Source organism: Methylobacterium sp. Leaf89, from assembly GCF_001422215.1.
Classification (GTDB): Bacteria; Pseudomonadota; Alphaproteobacteria; order Rhizobiales; family Beijerinckiaceae; genus Methylobacterium.
Genome location: NZ_LMML01000006.1, coordinates 309 through 14,977 on the forward strand (window position 1 = coordinate 309; position 14,669 = coordinate 14,977).

Consider the following 14,669-nt stretch of genomic DNA (forward strand, 5'->3'; position numbering starts at 1 on the left):
ACGCGACCGACGATGCACTAACTTCGAACCTGGGCCACCGAATGGGGGCAGGCCAGGAACGTAGGGAACGCGAGATCAGCGGTAGAGGGTTAGAACTGCTGATGCTTCAACGAGTTAGTTGGAGCGGGCGATCGGGATCGAACCGACGACATTCAGCTTGGGAAGCTGACGTTCTACCACTGAACTACGCCCGCACGACGCGGAGGGGAGGCCGCGACGGTAGCCGCCAGGGCCACGAGCGGGACCATATCAGACCTACATCCGTTGTCCACGGGTCGGCGGCGCCAGGGACACCCAGGCGTACGTTCACAAGGCTAGGGGTTTCCGCTAGGTTCCGACTACCTTCCCGGCTTGGCCGCCCGCGCGCCCGTCGCGGCGTAGCATCGGCCGAACGTTCTCCATACGTCCCCCATACAGGATGCCAACCCTGCGCATGACGGCCAGCACGTGACGACGATCGACGAAACTCCAGGCCCGAGCCGGAACGCCCGACTTATTCTAGCGTCGGCCTCACCCCGGCGCCTCGCACTCCTGCAGCAGGTCGGCATCGACCCCGATGCCCTACTGGCATCTGATATCGATGAGACGCCACGGAAATCGGAGACGCCGCGCGAACTCGCCCGACGCCTTGCGCGCGAAAAACTCGCGGCCGCCGGGGCTGCAGCGCGGCGGCGGGATGACATGCGCGAGGCCTTCCTCGTCGCGGCGGATACGGTCGTGGCAGTGGGGCGTCGGGTGCTCCCCAAGGCCGAGCTGCCGGGTGAGGCGGCCGATTGCCTGCGGCTGCTCTCCGGGCGCCAGCACCGGGTCTACACGGCCGTCTGCCTCCTCACGCCCCAAGATGTCCGGCGTGAGCGGGTGGTGGAGACCCGGGTGCGCTTCAAGCGCCTGTCCTCCCGCGACATCGAGGCTTACCTCGCTTCCAACGAGTGGCGCGGCAAGGCCGGAGGCTACGCTATTCAGGGTCTGGCCGGGGCCTTCGTGGTCAAGCTCGTGGGATCGTACAGCGCGGTGGTCGGGTTGCCGCTCTACGAAACAGTCAGTCTCCTGGATGGGGAGGGCTTTCCAGTCCGCAGTGCCTGGGGAGGTCCCGCATGAGCGATCCGAACCCTGGCCGCAGACGCTCTGGCCCCATGCAGCTCGACCTGTGTCCGATTTGCAAGAAGGCGTCCGAGCCTGCCTACGTTCCGTTCTGCTCCGCCCGCTGCGCCGATATCGACCTCGGCCGTTGGCTTACTGACCGCTACGCCATCCCCACCGCAGAGGATGAGGACGAGGACGCCGATGGCGTCGAGCCACGCCCGGACCAGACCGCCTGAAGATCGTCGCTCCGGCGCGAAAAGCGCCCGTCAAAATCTCTTCCAATCGAGGCTGGACAGGCTGCAATCCACCCCCTATACCCCCGCTCCAGCCGGTGCCGCTTACGCGAACCGGCTGAGGCCCAGGTAGCTCAGTTGGTAGAGCATGCGACTGAAAATCGCAGTGTCGGCGGTTCGATTCCGTCCCTGGGCACCATTGATTCCCGAGTTCTAACGGACGTTCCGTCTTTCGGTATCAACCATCGCACTGCGGTGGATGGCGGGGTCTGAGTGGCTCTGTCAGGCCGGTCGAGTCTGCTGCGCGAGCCGTATAGAGACTGCCTCGCCTCGGACTGACCGTCGGTCACAATGCGCCGCCATCTTGGCTCCCTGTGCTTTCGACCCGGCCCGTGGCTCCTCCGACGCGGGTTCCGCCGCGTCGGAGGAGGGAACGAACCGCGCACAAGGGGCGTCATCCTTCGACTCTGTTGAAGTTGGAGGAGACTGCCATGGACGATGATCGCGTTTGGTCGTTCGAGAAGAGCTTATGGACTGGCGACGCAAACCATTACCGCGAACTGGTCGACGACGAGTGTCTCATGGTCTTGCCGACGCCGCCCTTCGTGCTCAGCGGCGCACAAGCGATCGAGGCGGTTGCCGCGACCCCACGCTGGTCGGGCATTAAGATCACGAAAGGCCAGATCTCGCGTCCCCAGGAGGGTCTCATCATCATCGCCTATCATGCCAAGGCATCGCGCGACGACGAGTCGTACGAAGCCAATTGTACGTCGACCTATCGCCGGATCTCACATGAAGTCTGGCAGGTCGTCCAACACCAGCAGACGCCGCCCCTCGCCATTCCCGCTGTTAACGACTGACCGTCACACACAACGGCCCGCCGCCTCTGCTTGGGGCGGGTCGTTGGACCGGATGCGATGAGGCTGCACGGGGCATCCTGCCGATGTACGATGCCCCGTTGACCGCCTTCAGCCGGCGCCATACCCGCCTTCCTTATTCGTCGGGTGCCGGCTGGGCGAGTGGTCGTCGTAACCGCCCGTCTCCGGCCCCCGATTACGGGACGGCTCGACACTGCCGGGTGAGGTCGGGCCGGCCTCGGCGGCATCGTTGCTGGTCCGCGGTTCGACGAGCGACTTGGCCCTAGGCGGGATGGCGCGGGTATCCGTTTCTGCCTTGTCCGAAGTCATGCTTCCCTCTCAGGTTCGTGCTTCATACGGGGAAGAGACCGCCGAGGATCGGGTTCCATCCACCGTGAGCGCGGCGCAATTTCGGCCCCGATGAGGTGAGCCATGGACGCCGCGGCGATGGTCGCTGTCGGGCGACGGCGGCGGGTGTTGCGCGACGGCGACGGCACCACTGCAACTGTGCGCCGCGCGTATAGGAGGACACCATCCTCGCGATCGGCATGTCATGAACCCCAGCCGATAACAGGCTGGTTTGGACCATGGACATGAAGACAGCTGGGTTTCGCCGGACAATGCAGGGCGCGCCGATTGCCGTCCTCCTGGCCCTCGCGTTGGGCAGCCCTTCCGCGAGGGCCGGTTCGGCGGCACAGCCGGGGCAGACGGTGGGGCAACCGCCGGGTGCGCCGTTGCCGGTGGGCCTCTATTTCATCAACACGTCGAGTTTTGGCTCGCGCGATCTCGCTCCACGCTCCACCGACTCGAACATCAACCTGCCGTCGTTCATCTGGGCGACCCCGGCGGAGGTCGTCGGAGGACGACTGCAATTCGTCGTCCTGCAACCGATCGTGGCGTCGAGCACCCGGGGGGCTGCCTACCAGAGCGGGTTCGGCCAGACGCTGCTGGCCGCGCAGGTGGCCTGGAAGCTCGGGCACGACGTGAACTTCAGCTACCTCCTCGGCGCTTATCTCCCGAGCGACACGGAGATCGTCATCCAGAACCCGGTCCTGCATCAGCGCTTCGCCATCACCTACAACGGCGACGGCTGGAATCTGACGGGTAACTTCCTCTATGGCACCTTCTTCGACACGCGCTCGTCCAGCGGGACCTTTTACCCGGACTTCCTCAATCTCGACCTCACGGCCACGAAACATTTCGACCGGTGGGAGGTCGGGCCGGTCGCTTTCGGATCGACCGATCTCCCGACGCACGATCCGAGCTACGCACGTCAGGGCCAAGTCGCGGTGGGCGCGCTCGTCGGCTACAATTTCGGCCCCGTGAACCTTCAGGCCTACGTCACGCGCGACATCGTTCAGCGCAACTATGCAGGCCTCGAGACCCGTGGGTGGCTGCGCGCCACGGTGCCGATTTACCAAGACAAGGACCTGCCGGAGGGATCACGTCCCATCCTGCGCAAGTTCTAGGACGAGCCCAGCGCAGGCTACGCTGGCCTGCGCGAAATGCACGCAAGCTGGCCTCCTTCGCGCAACAGCCGGCTGCTTCGTGCGTATGTTCCTCAGCCGGCGGATCGCTGGGTTTGATGAGGAGGCGGGTGCATGAGACACAAGGCCCTGCGGGATCAGGTTATTGTCATCACCGGGGCCTCTAGCGGCATCGGATTGACGACCGCGCGAATGGCCGCCCAGCGGGGCGCCCGAGTCGTGTTGGCGGCCCGCAGCACCGATGTCCTCGCGCGCGTGGTCAGCGAGATCGAGGCCGAGGGCGGTCACGCCGTCGCCGTGACGGCGGATGTCGGTCGGCGCGACGACGTGCAGGCGATCGCCGACGAGGCGCGGGCGAGCTTTGGTGGTTTCGACACCTGGGTCAACGTTGCCGGGCTGACCGTTTACGGCCCATTGAGCGCGATCGACTACGCCGATCATGAGCGCCTGATCCAAACCAATCTCTGGGGTACGGTGAACGGCTCCCTCGTCGCGGTCGAGCACCTGCGCCGGCACGGCGGAGCCCTGATCAATGTCGGAAGCGTCGCCTCTGACCTCGCCTTCCCGTTCCAGGGCCTCTACGCAACCTCCAAGCATGCCGTGAAGGGATTCACCGACACTCTACGCATGGAGTTGATCGCCGAGGGCGCGCCAGTCTCGGTCATCCTGGTCAAGCCTACCTCCATCGACACGCCCTTGCCGAACCGGGCGCGCAATTACATGGACCGGGAGCCGACGCTGCCCCCGCCAATCTATCCGCCGTCCGAGGTCGCCAACGCCATCCTCCACGCGGCCGTACATCCGCAGCGGGACATCTTCGTGGGCGGGGCCGGCAAGATGTTCGTCATGGGCAAGGAGTTCGTGCCCGGCGCCTACGACGAACTCGCGCCCGCCATCATTGCCCTGCAGAAGCGTTCCGAGACGCCCCGGAACCCGACCGGTGCCCTGCACGCCCCGGTTCAGGCCGGCGCAGAGCGTGGCGACCCGCCGATTTACGTGATGCGCACCAGCGCCTACACGCGCGCCACACTCCATCCACTGACCACCCTGTCGATCGCCGCCGGTCTCGCGACGGTGACAGCCCTGGTTCTCGGGCGGCGTGCCAAGCGTCCGTTGTGAGGCGGCCGACCTCAGACTGACTCAGATTTCCGGATTGGTTCGGACGGAGAATCGATCCCGGGCGGTGATCCGGTCCGCCACGAAGTCGTGGACCTCGCGCTGGAAGATCTCTTGGCAGAGAAAGGCGCGCTCGAGGTCGAGACGCTCCTCCTCAATGTCGATGTACCAGCAGCGTCGCCGCCCGCTCCAGCGGTAGCTTCGTCCCTTCAGGACGTCTTTCGTGGCGATGGGAGAGCCCGTGGCCCAGACGCGCACCGTCGGCTTGCGCGCGGTCTCGAGCAGGCAGGCGAGAGCCAAACGCCCAGAGGCCTTCAGAGGCGCCGCGAGGAGTGCCAGCAGCGCGTGACAATCGTCGATGGCGCGGTGGCCCTTGTGGAAGTACCCGTGATCGATGAGCAGGTAGCCGAGCTTCAGCCCCTCGTGGCCCTCCGCGCGCCAGGGTACCTGATGGCAGGAGCAGGCCCAGTTCTTCTCGGCGAAGACTGGCCAGCGGGTCTCGCACATCTGGCGGTCGAAGCTGGCGTTGTGGGCGATCACCACGGCAGCGTCGGCCGCCATCGCCTTCACAGCCTCGTCGTCGATGCACTGCCCAGCCACATCGGCGTCACCGATTCCGGTCAGGCGGGTGATCTCGGGCGGGATGGGCCGACCGGGGTCGTGGAGTTGATTGAGCGTGTCGAGTACGCGATAGACCCGCCCGCTCGCGCCGTACTCGAACTTGATCATGCCGAGTTCGATCACCGTGTCGTGGGTGTGATCAATCCCGGTGGTTTCCGTGTCGACGATCAGGCCGACGAAGGTCGGTTCAGTCGGCCGCTCGTCGGCATCCGCGAAGGGCCTGAGCTGCCGGAGGACGCGGTACGCGCCCGTCGTCTCAAGGGCGTCTGCGATCACGTCGAGGGCGTGCGTCGGTGCCACGTTGTCCAGGTCCAGCAGGTCTCCGATCGCGCGAACTCGTACCGGGGCGATCCGGGGCGGAGCTTATGCGCCGATCGGCGCGGTCTGGTAGTCCGTGTCGGCTCAGTATCCCCAGAAGACTGCCAGTGCTGCGGCGCAGGGTCGTCCCGCCGTCGAGCATCGGTATGCCGTGGATTCGGTCCGCTAGCCTCCGGGCTTGTCGAGCCCAAGGTGCTCATGCGCTTCGGCCGGCGTCATGCACCGAATGGTATCCTCCGAAAACCCAAGGGCCCGGAGCTCGGCTCTCTGACGATTGGTGATCATCAAGGAAACCGCAGGTGACGCCGTGGAAACCTTTTCATCGGCCAACGGTGCTGCCTCCGTCGCTCTGGCAACATGCTCGCGGAAGACTGCATCCGCCGCGTCGCGATCGAGAAATCTCAGCAGATCGTCCTCGCCTCCCACCATCGTCCGGTCCCTCATACTGCATGTCGAAAGGCAGCGTCTGCTATCATGTCCCGTCGCTCGCCGTCGCCCCGAACCCGTGGAGAACCAGCGTAATACGGGCTCGCACACGGGGCCGACCGCCGCGACGTCGCGATCCCGCAAGGAACGCAGGCTTCGCTGCTTTCACGGCCTGTCGATGGCAAGCCGGTGTTCGACGCGTTGCTCCATGAGGAACGACGCCGCCCAGATCGCCAGACCGCCCAAGGCCAGGGCGACGCCAACCCAGCCGGTGGAGGGGAGGCCGAACCCCGCCGTGAGCGCGAACCCTGCAAGCCAGGGTCCGAGAGCGTTGGCGACGTTGAAGGCGGAGTGGTTCAGAGCGGCCGCAAGCGTCTGTGCATCCTCGGCGACATCCATCAGGCGGGTCTGCAGGATCGTGGCGAGTCCGCCACCGCAGCCGATGAGAAAGACGACCGGCCCGAGAGTCCAGAGGCTCCCGGTAGCGTAGGGATAGAGAGCGAGTGCGCAGGCGCTCCAGACCAGGGTCGCGCCGGCCGAGAGCATCAGCGCTCGATCGGCCGCCCAGGCACAGACGAGATTCCCGAGGGTGAGGCCCAGGCCGAACAGGGCAAGCACCGGCGGGATGGCGCTCGGCGATGCGTGGGTGACCTCCAGCATCGTCGAAGCCAGATAGGTGTAGACGGAGAACAGCCCGCCGAAGCCGATGGCACCGGTGGCGAGGGTCAGCCAGACCTGACCGCGCCGCAGAGCCCCAAGCTCCTGCAGGGCGCTGGCCCCCCGGGCCGGTGCGCCGAGAGGGGCGTGAATCCGAACCAGGATCGCGGTCACCGTGGCGAGAAGGGTCACCAGACCGAAGCTCCAGCGCCAGCCGACGAGTTGGCCGATGCCGTTGGCCAGCGGCACCCCAACCACCGTCGCGATGGTCAGGCCCGCGATGACCCGCGAAACCGCCTGCGAGCGCCGCTCGCGCGGGACAAGCGAGGCGGCGACCAGGGCTGCCACCCCGAAATAGGCGCCGTGCGGCAGTCCGGCGAGGAAACGGAAGGCCAGCATCCAAGAGTAGCTCGGAGCCACCGCCGACAATCCGTTACCGAGAGCGAACAGAACCATCAAGGTGACTAGGAGGGTCCGCCGTGCGACGCGAGCCGCCAGCACGGCGATGATGGGAGCGCCCACCACGACGCCAAGGGCGTAGGCGCTGATGACATGGCCCGCCGTGGCGGCATCGATCCCAAGATCGGGGGCGAAGGCGGGCAGTAGGCTCATGGCGGCGAATTCGGTGGTGCCGATCGCGAAGCCCCCGGTCGCCAGCGCGACGAGAATAAGGTTCGGATGCGACGCAGGCGCCGGCAGGCCGGGCATGCGATCCGCCGCGGCCGCGGCTTCCAGGGGAGTTGTCTGTCGGAGATCGACGACGCTCATCGCTGGCTTCCGCCGGTCAGCGCCGCGTCGAGGCCGGGCGTGCCGGTCCGGCCTTGAATCAAGGCCCACTCGGGCCTCGTAGATGCGATCATGGTTCTAGGGTCCGGTACGGGGGGGCGAGAACGAGCCGCGATCAGTTCTTGGGCACCTTCTCCTTCCCTTTGCCAGGGTTCGACGTGTTGACGAGTTCGGGCGATGCCTTGGCGCGGAGCGTCTGGCGCTGGGCGTCGGTGTCGATCCGCCTGCTCCGGTCGAACGGATCGAGGTGGACGGATTCGCCGGTCCTCAGCGCCTTAGCGATGCCTTCCAGGACCCGCACGTCGGCATACCCCTCCTCGCCGTCGCATTCGGGGTGGCGGTCGTTCAGGATGCAGTCGGAGAAGTAGCGCAGTTCACCACCGAAATGGTCTGTGTTCTTAAAGCTCTCGTGGGTCTTACTTCCACCGATGGTAACGGTGCGTTCGAGAGACTTGCCGCACATGTAGCCGGGGTTTACCTCGACGCTGCCCTTCGTACCCACCACCGTGTAGGTGTCGAGCGTATTGCCCACATAGGATAGGACGAACTGCGCCAAGCGGTTGCCCGGGAAGCGTAAGGTCACGGCGACCGTGTCGTCGAAATCGCCGAGACCTGCCTCAGGGTGACGTACGCCGACGGCGGAGACCACTTCGGTCGGCTCCGACCCGAAAACGTAGCGGGCGGCGTTCACTGGGTAAGGACCCATGTCGAAGATGGGTCCGGCCTCAATGCCACTGCGAGCCCGGTGGTTCTCAGGCGAGACCATTTGGGTGAAGGTCGAGGCGAAGGTCAGCAGGTCGCCGAGCTTACCAGAGCGGATCAGGTCGATGGTCGCGAGGGTTGCGGGCTCGAAATGCAGCCGGTAGGCCACCATCAGCTTCGCCGGCGAGCCCTTCCCGACGTCGAGGATCTCGCGGCACTTCGCCGTCGAAATCTCTAGGGGCTTTTCCACCAAGACATGGATGCCGGCTTTCAGGGCGGGGATCGCGAACTCCGCGTGGCGCCAGTTCGGGGTGGCGATATAGGGCGCGTCGATCTTGCCCGAGTCGACGAGTTCGCCGAATTGCTCGTAGCCATAGGAATTTGTGACGCCGTACTGCTTGCCGACACCCCGCGCCTTTTCCGGATCCCCGGTGACGAAAGCCACCACTTCGGAGTCTCCGGTGTGTGCCACACCCGGCAGCATCGCCTCCTGGGTGATGTCGCCGAGGGCGACGAAAGCGTAGCGAACCTTTCGAACCGAGGTGAGGCCGAGAGCAGATGCGAGGCTCATGCGAATCTCCGGGTGCGAAGGGGGAAGCATGTCAGGAGTCGCGATCATGGCCGGGGGCCTCGCCGCGGTTTCGAAAGGCGTGTCCCGTCAACTGTGCGCTGCAGCGGATGTTGCATAGCGATGCAGCCAGACGCGCAGGGATGCCTTGCGCTCCGCGCAGGTGCCGTTAGGGGCGTTCGACAGATGCTCAGGACGCGTCCGCAAACGGAGGGACAGTGGGTCATGCTCGTCTTGGTCGAGGATGGAGGGGGTGCTCGCCTCGGCAGTGGACCTGCTGTCGGACAATCAGGTTGACGCCATGCTCGGTGCGCTCTCGGTGAATACCCCCGAAGCCGTGACGCGCTTCGGCGTTCCCAATCGTGATCGATGAACGCCTCGGTCGCCAATCGCTGGGTCCAAACGGTGGTGGCCGAACGACCATGGGGCCAGCGACACGATCGCGCAGCATCTGTACGAGCAGGGCGCCTGTCGCTTCGGCTACATCGCGGGCTGGCTGGGAACGCTTGCCCAGGAGCGCCGTGAGGCCGCCTTCCGACAAGGCCTCGCTGAACTCGGCATCACGGACTGCGCCCGGGCGCAGGGAGACCACCACCACGGCGGCGGGTCCGCGGCGGTGAGGGCACTCTATGCCTTCGGTATCGGGCCGGATGGCCTGTGCTGCCAGAACGATCTGGCGGCGATGAGCGCCATCGACGCATTGAGGGTCGAAATTCTGTCTACGCTGTCCAGAGGGCGTGCTGGGCGCCGGTTACGACCACATCGCGGGGTCAGCCCGGCCTCCCTATCGCCTGACCACGGTCGACGTGGGCCTCGAGCGTGTCGTGCCCAGGCCTTCGCGCAGGTCGAGGCGGAGGATGGCGGTCCGCCCGAAGTTCTGGTGAAGCCGGACCTCGTCCCGCGCCAGCGCGCGCAGTTGACCGGGTGGACGCTGCCTTCTTGCTGGTCAACCGCTCTGCCGGCTCCCTCCCAAGGTTTCGACGGGCGACATCTCCGCAGGCTGTCCGAGCCGTGCGATTTCGGCGGCCAACTCCTGCAGGCTGGCATCCCCCTTCCGTACGACGCGATCGACGCCGGTGAGTTCGTTACGCTCGGCCGGAGAGATATCCCGGGCGCTGAGCACCACCACCGGGATGTCGCTGCAGTCGGTGAGAGCACGCAGCCGTAGGAGGAACGAGAAGCCGTCCATGACCGGCATGGTGAGGTCGAGTAGGATCACGGCGGGGCGCGTCTCGTGAACCCGCGCCAGGGCCTCGACCCCGTCGCCGGCTTCACGCACCGACCAGCCGTCGCGCTCCAGCACATGGCGCAGGCGCTCGCGCATTCCCGCATCGTCGTCCACCACCAGCACCCCGCCGCCCACAGGGCCGAGCCGGCTGAGTACCGCTTTCAGACGTCCCCAATCGACCGGTTTGGGCAGCGCATCGGCTGCTCCCAGCGACTCGCTAAGCGCCGCATCGGACACGAAGCTGACCATCACCACCGGTATGTCGCGGGTCGCCGCATCGGCCTTCAGGGTTGCCAGGACGGTCCAGCCGTCGACCTCCGGCATCATCACGTCGAGCAGGATGACCCGGGGCGACAGGGTGCGCGCCAAGTCGAGGCCGGCCCGGCCGTCGCCGGCCGTTCGCACCGAGAACCCCTGCCGGACCAGGAAGCGCGCCATGAGGTCCCGCTGGCTCGCCTCATCGTCGACGACGAGCACGAGGCCCCGGTTGCCCCCGGCCCCGTGCTCGGACCGCTCATCGGGCTCAGAAATGTCAGAAACCGCGACGGCGGGGAGAACGGCCGGCACGGTCAGGGTGAAAGTCGTCCCTCGCCCCTCGGCACTCTCCAACACGACATCCCCGCCCATCAGGCCGGCGAACGCCTTGGTCAAGGCCAAGCCAAGGCCGGTTCCACCGTACTTGCGCGTTGTCGTCTCGTCCGCCTGGGCGAAGCGCTGGAACAGCCCCGCCACCTGCTCGGGCGACATGCCAATGCCGGTATCGGCGACGGCAAAGCTCAGCCAATCTTCCGTCGCCGTTGTGTGGCGCCGGACTCGGAGGGTGACGGTCCCCTCCTCGGTGAACTTGCCGGCGTTGCCGATCAGATTGAACAAGCACTGGCGCAGCTTCACCGCGTCGGTGCGCGCATCGCCAAGGTCCGATGCGAGGTCGACAACGAGGCGGTTGCCCTTCTTGGCCACCAGTGCCTCGACGGTCGCGGCGGCGTCACGCGCGAACGCCTCAACGATGATGTCCTCGGCATACACGTCCATCTTTTCGGCCTCGACCTTCGATAGGTCGAGCACGTCGTTGATCAGACCGAGCAGGTGTTGAGCATTCGTGCGGATCTTGCCGAGATCGGCAAGAAAGCTGTCTTGCCTGAGGTCTTCCGCCTCCTCCTCGAGCATCTCGGCATAGCCGATGACTGCGGAGAGCGGGGTTCGCAGTTCGTGACTCATGTTGGCGAGGAAGCGGCTCTTCGCCCGGCTCGCTTCCTCAGCGGCGTCGCGCGCCTCCCGCAGCGCCGCTTCGTAGGCATGCCGCTCGGTGATGTCCACATGGACGCCAACCCATTCCCGGATCGCACCGTCGAGGTCGTGTACCGGCACGGCGCGCACCGCATAATGGCGCCAGCCGCCGTCCGGGTGACGCACGCGCTGATCGACGACGTAGGGCGTGCCTGTTCGGACCGCCAATTCCCAGACGAGGCGGGCATTCTCCGCGTCGTCGGGGTGCAAGACGTGCGTCCACCCGCCGCCACGATATTCCACGAAGGGTTGCCCGGTGATCTGCTCCCAGCCGGGCTGCTCCTCCACGAATTCGCCCGCCGCGTTGGTATTCCACATGACGCCGTGGACCGCCCTGACGGCGGAGCGGAACCGCGCCTCACTGACGTGCAGGCGTCGTTGAACCCGTCCCTGTTCGAGGGAGCCCGCCATCATTGCGAGAAACAGGATAACGAAAGTCACGCCCGCTACGGCCAGGGCGAGGTTCTGCGGGCCGGCCGCCGGCATCGCCCGCTGCGCCGCGGGGGCGCCGCCCGCCGTGAGGGTGAAACTGGCCGCTGCCATGCCGGTGTAGTGCATGCCGGCCACGGCGAGCCCCATGATGCAGGCGGCGATCAGCTTCTGCCAGAGACGGTTGCGGCGGAAGGCGAGCCATAGAGCGGCGGTCGCCGCCGAGACCGCGATGGCGACCGAGGCGGCGACCATGGCCGGATCGTAGACCGTGTTGCCCGGGACCCGCATCGCTGACATGCCGGCATAGTGCATGGCGGCAACGCCGAGGCCCATCAGAGGCCCAGCGACGAGGAGCGACTGGAGCGAAGTTCCTCGGATCGCGACCCAGCCGAAGGCCGCCGCCGTGGCGGTCACGGCAACGAGCAGCGACAGGGCCGTGATGCTTAGATCATAGGTGGCGGGAGCGCCCATCTCGAAGGCGAGCATGCCGACGAAGTGCATCGCCCAGATCCCGCCCCCCATCGCGAGGGAGGCGGCGCCGACCCAGACCCAGCGCAGGCCGGCCGTCGCGCCGCGGATCCGCGCGGCGAGGTCAAGCGCGGTGTAAGAAGCGAAGACCGCGATGGCGATCGAGAGCGCCACAAGGGCGGGGTCGTAGCCGGTATCAACCATGGAATTGCCCGTACGGTGCTGGCCGCCTCCGTCCGAGGACCCGGTGATCCTGAGGACGACTGGGCCATCAGGGAGGCAACAGGCGCTGTCTGTAGACCATGTCCAGCTCACGCACGGCTTCACGAAGCCGTGCGTGAGCTGGACATGGGAAACAACCCACATTCGTTCCAGCGGTCCGGTCCGGTCCGGCCCGGCCCGGCCAAGTCCCTTGAACCCGGCGGAGACGGGGCGCGCGTCCGCCTCAGAGCCTCTCTGATTGGGGTTGCGTCGGGGGAATAGATGCCAATGAGCCAGAGTTCCTGCGCGTGGCAGCGCGCTGAAAGGCCGACCCCGTGAAGATTGTCGTCTCGATACAAGCGACATTTCGCCAGCTTGAACGCCACAGAGGTCGCACAATTTCGTTGCGTGGCAGCGCGCCGGCTCTTCCATTCCTCTCTGAAGCGCAACTATTCCTCGGGATGCATGGCGACATACTTCACGGCCGACACGCATTTTGGTGACGCATCTCTCGTTCAGCGTCGACGTCAGATTTTCGGGTCCGTGGAGGCCCACGACGAGGCCCTGATCGCCCGCTGGAATACGGTCGTCGGAGTGGCCGACGAGGTCTGGCACCTCGGTGACTTCGCCGCTGATGCCAGCCGCGCGCATTGTGCCGCTGTCTTTGCTCGCCTGAATGGCATCAAGCGCTTGGTGCGAGGCAATCATGATACGAACCGGGTGCTCGAACTGCCCTGGAGCGAGCCACCGGTGGAAAGCGCCCGTATCACCGTAGAGAATTCCAAAGGCTTCGCTTTGCGGCTCTTTCTCTCGCATTACCCGCACCGGTCCTGGCCGGGCTTCTGGCGGGAGACCCGGCACCTGTATGGACATACGCATGCCTGCCTGCCGGATACGACCCGTTCCTGTGATGTCGGCGCTGATGCCTGCGATTACCGCCCAGTCGACCTGACAACGCTCATCGCGCGTCTGGACGCGGCGCTGCAGGCTCCCGAGGAAATGGCGGCGCGCGGCCTACGCTGAGCCTTTCCGACGATCCGACGCCCCCGAGATGGCTCGGCGTTCGCCGACTTTCCGCGGCGCTGCGGATTCTGCGCTCGCATCTCCTACGTGGCGTGACCTCGATCCTTCACCCCCGAAATGCGCCCTCCATGCGCTGGGGTTGGTCACGGCAGTGCGGTGATAATCAGGCAGAGCTCCAGACCAGCGCAATATGAAAATTCGTAATACGCAGTTCCTTAACGCGGAATCCTGATCGGCCTGAACGTACATCGGACATGCCGCTTGCACATCCAGGCAAGCCTTTCGATGACGCTTGGGTGATCAAGACGGAGTGTCGAGGCGCCGGCCGGCACCTATCCGGTGCGCGAACACCGCGTGCGGCAGCAGCGGCCAAGCCCGGATCACACTGGGTGATCCCGATCCTTGGTTCGGCCCCAGTCTCTAAAAGGCAACGACGTTCCGAGTCGCTCCGATTGGCGCGGCGCTTCGGTGAACGCGCCAGGACGTGGAGCATTCGCGTTGCCGCGAACGACATCCCCCTGAACGATCGCATGGCCGGAGGCGACCGCCAGGATCAGCTGCGTCGCGTAGGCACGAGGTCCACTTCCTTTCAGGGACATTCCCGGGCCGCCGGGGCGGAGCTTGTTGCCGATCAAGCCCCAAGGCGCTGGGATCGGAAGCCGCCTGATGCCTAGCCCCCGATCGATCAGCGCCGCCGCGTCCTCGATCTGCCCGGCAAGCAGGAGAAGCCCGGGGCGCGTGATCCGAAATGCGTAGTTGCTCTCATCATCCACTTCCACGAGCGAGACGAGCTTCAAGGACAGAGCCTGACAGGCGATATCCACGTTGTCCCGCGTGAATTCGGCCTCAAGCGCGAGAGGTTGTGCAGATGTCCGGCAGGAAACCCGTTCGAGGAACAGGCGGCGTCTGAACGTTTGTGCCATGTCCCTCGCACACGGATCGCTCACCCGGGATCGATCTTGCCGGTATCAGCATGCCGTCGCGGAAGTTTCGGACTGGTTGCGACCGCAGCGTCCGCAGACCGCCAAACGGAACCGGTCTGACGGCTATCCCCAGTTCCGCTGAAATGGCGAGCCGGGGATGTCGCGGGTGGGACCGCCGGATGCGGCGAGGCTAGGGTCTGTCATCGCTTGAGCCAATCGAGGGCCGCGGCAAGACAGAGGACGCCCATGAAGC

11 protein-coding genes and 2 tRNA genes are annotated in these 14,669 nt (G+C 65.9%); 7 read left to right on the forward strand and 6 right to left on the reverse strand.

Annotated elements, in window-relative coordinates:
- Positions 1 to 119: 119 nt before the first annotated feature.
- Positions 120 to 194, reverse strand: a tRNA-Gly gene (locus tag ASF18_RS03040).
- A gap of 262 nt (positions 195 to 456) precedes the next feature.
- On the opposite strand from ASF18_RS03040, the gene ASF18_RS03045 reads away from it, so the two are divergent.
- The 6 genes from ASF18_RS03045 (at position 457) to ASF18_RS03070 (ending at position 4,779) form a co-directional block, all read left to right on the forward strand.
- Complete coding sequence (locus tag ASF18_RS03045) at positions 457 to 1,098, forward strand: Maf-like protein (RefSeq protein ID WP_056217958.1); 642 nt, start codon at positions 457 to 459, stop codon at positions 1,096 to 1,098.
- Complete coding sequence (gene yacG, locus ASF18_RS03050; protein WP_056349384.1) at positions 1,095 to 1,319, forward strand: DNA gyrase inhibitor YacG; 225 nt, start codon at positions 1,095 to 1,097, stop codon at positions 1,317 to 1,319. The genes ASF18_RS03045 and yacG overlap by 4 nt, the downstream gene beginning before the upstream one ends.
- A gap of 120 nt (positions 1,320 to 1,439) precedes the next feature.
- A tRNA-Phe gene (locus ASF18_RS03055) sits at positions 1,440 to 1,515 on the forward strand.
- A gap of 292 nt (positions 1,516 to 1,807) precedes the next feature.
- Positions 1,808 to 2,176 (forward strand): DUF4440 domain-containing protein, encoded by a 369-nt coding sequence (locus ASF18_RS03060; protein ID WP_056217961.1) that lies wholly within the window; start codon positions 1,808 to 1,810, stop codon positions 2,174 to 2,176.
- A gap of 617 nt (positions 2,177 to 2,793) precedes the next feature.
- Entirely contained in the window at positions 2,794 to 3,642 is an 849-nt protein-coding gene (locus ASF18_RS03065; RefSeq protein WP_056217902.1) for a transporter, read from the forward strand.
- Between the two features lie 132 nt (positions 3,643 to 3,774).
- Complete coding sequence (locus ASF18_RS03070; RefSeq protein ID WP_056349386.1) at positions 3,775 to 4,779, forward strand: SDR family oxidoreductase; 1,005 nt, start codon at positions 3,775 to 3,777, stop codon at positions 4,777 to 4,779.
- A 21-nt stretch (positions 4,780 to 4,800) separates the two neighbouring features.
- On the opposite strand, the gene ASF18_RS03075 is transcribed toward ASF18_RS03070, so the two are convergent.
- The 4 genes from ASF18_RS03075 to ASF18_RS03095 form a co-directional block, all read right to left on the reverse strand.
- Entirely contained in the window at positions 4,801 to 5,697 is an 897-nt protein-coding gene (locus ASF18_RS03075; protein ID WP_056349391.1) for a 3'-5' exonuclease, read from the reverse strand.
- A 609-nt stretch (positions 5,698 to 6,306) separates the two neighbouring features.
- Positions 6,307 to 7,506: an MFS transporter gene (locus tag ASF18_RS03085; protein ID WP_056349408.1), complete on the reverse strand. Its 1,200-nt coding sequence runs from the start codon at positions 7,504 to 7,506 to the stop codon at positions 6,307 to 6,309.
- Positions 7,507 to 7,699: 193 nt separating this feature from the next.
- Entirely contained in the window at positions 7,700 to 8,857 is a 1,158-nt protein-coding gene (locus tag ASF18_RS03090; protein ID WP_056349398.1) for a Gfo/Idh/MocA family oxidoreductase, read from the reverse strand.
- A gap of 943 nt (positions 8,858 to 9,800) precedes the next feature.
- Positions 9,801 to 12,902, reverse strand: coding sequence for an MHYT domain-containing protein (locus ASF18_RS03095; RefSeq protein WP_244472552.1), 3,102 nt, complete (start codon positions 12,900 to 12,902; stop codon positions 9,801 to 9,803).
- A 33-nt stretch (positions 12,903 to 12,935) separates the two neighbouring features.
- On the opposite strand from ASF18_RS03095, the gene ASF18_RS03100 reads away from it, so the two are divergent.
- Positions 12,936 to 13,493, forward strand: coding sequence for a metallophosphoesterase family protein (locus tag ASF18_RS03100; RefSeq protein ID WP_056349405.1), 558 nt, complete (start codon positions 12,936 to 12,938; stop codon positions 13,491 to 13,493).
- Positions 13,494 to 13,873: 380 nt separating this feature from the next.
- Here the strand turns inward: ASF18_RS03100 and ASF18_RS23480 are convergent, their stop codons facing one another.
- Positions 13,874 to 14,416, reverse strand: coding sequence for a hypothetical protein (locus ASF18_RS23480; protein WP_156649608.1), 543 nt, complete (start codon positions 14,414 to 14,416; stop codon positions 13,874 to 13,876).
- Positions 14,417 to 14,669: the final 253 nt, after the last annotated feature.

Coding starts and splice junctions, on each gene's coding strand:
- yacG (WP_056349384.1), top strand. CDS start 1,095: ATGAGCGATCCGAACCCTGGCCGCAGACGCTCTGGCCCCATGCAGCTC.
- ASF18_RS03060 (WP_056217961.1), top strand. CDS start 1,808: ATGGACGATGATCGCGTTTGGTCGTTCGAGAAGAGCTTATGGACTGGC.
- ASF18_RS03065 (WP_056217902.1), top strand. CDS start 2,794: ATGCAGGGCGCGCCGATTGCCGTCCTCCTGGCCCTCGCGTTGGGCAGC.
- ASF18_RS03070 (WP_056349386.1), top strand. CDS start 3,775: ATGAGACACAAGGCCCTGCGGGATCAGGTTATTGTCATCACCGGGGCC.
- ASF18_RS03085 (WP_056349408.1), bottom strand. CDS start 7,506: ATGCCCGGCCTGCCGGCGCCTGCGTCGCATCCGAACCTTATTCTCGTC.
- ASF18_RS03090 (WP_056349398.1), bottom strand. CDS start 8,857: ATGAGCCTCGCATCTGCTCTCGGCCTCACCTCGGTTCGAAAGGTTCGC.
- ASF18_RS03095 (WP_244472552.1), bottom strand. CDS start 12,902: ATGGAAGAGCCGGCGCGCTGCCACGCAACGAAATTGTGCGACCTCTGT.
- ASF18_RS03100 (WP_056349405.1), top strand. CDS start 12,936: ATGGCGACATACTTCACGGCCGACACGCATTTTGGTGACGCATCTCTC.
- ASF18_RS23480 (WP_156649608.1), bottom strand. CDS start 14,416: ATGGCACAAACGTTCAGACGCCGCCTGTTCCTCGAACGGGTTTCCTGC.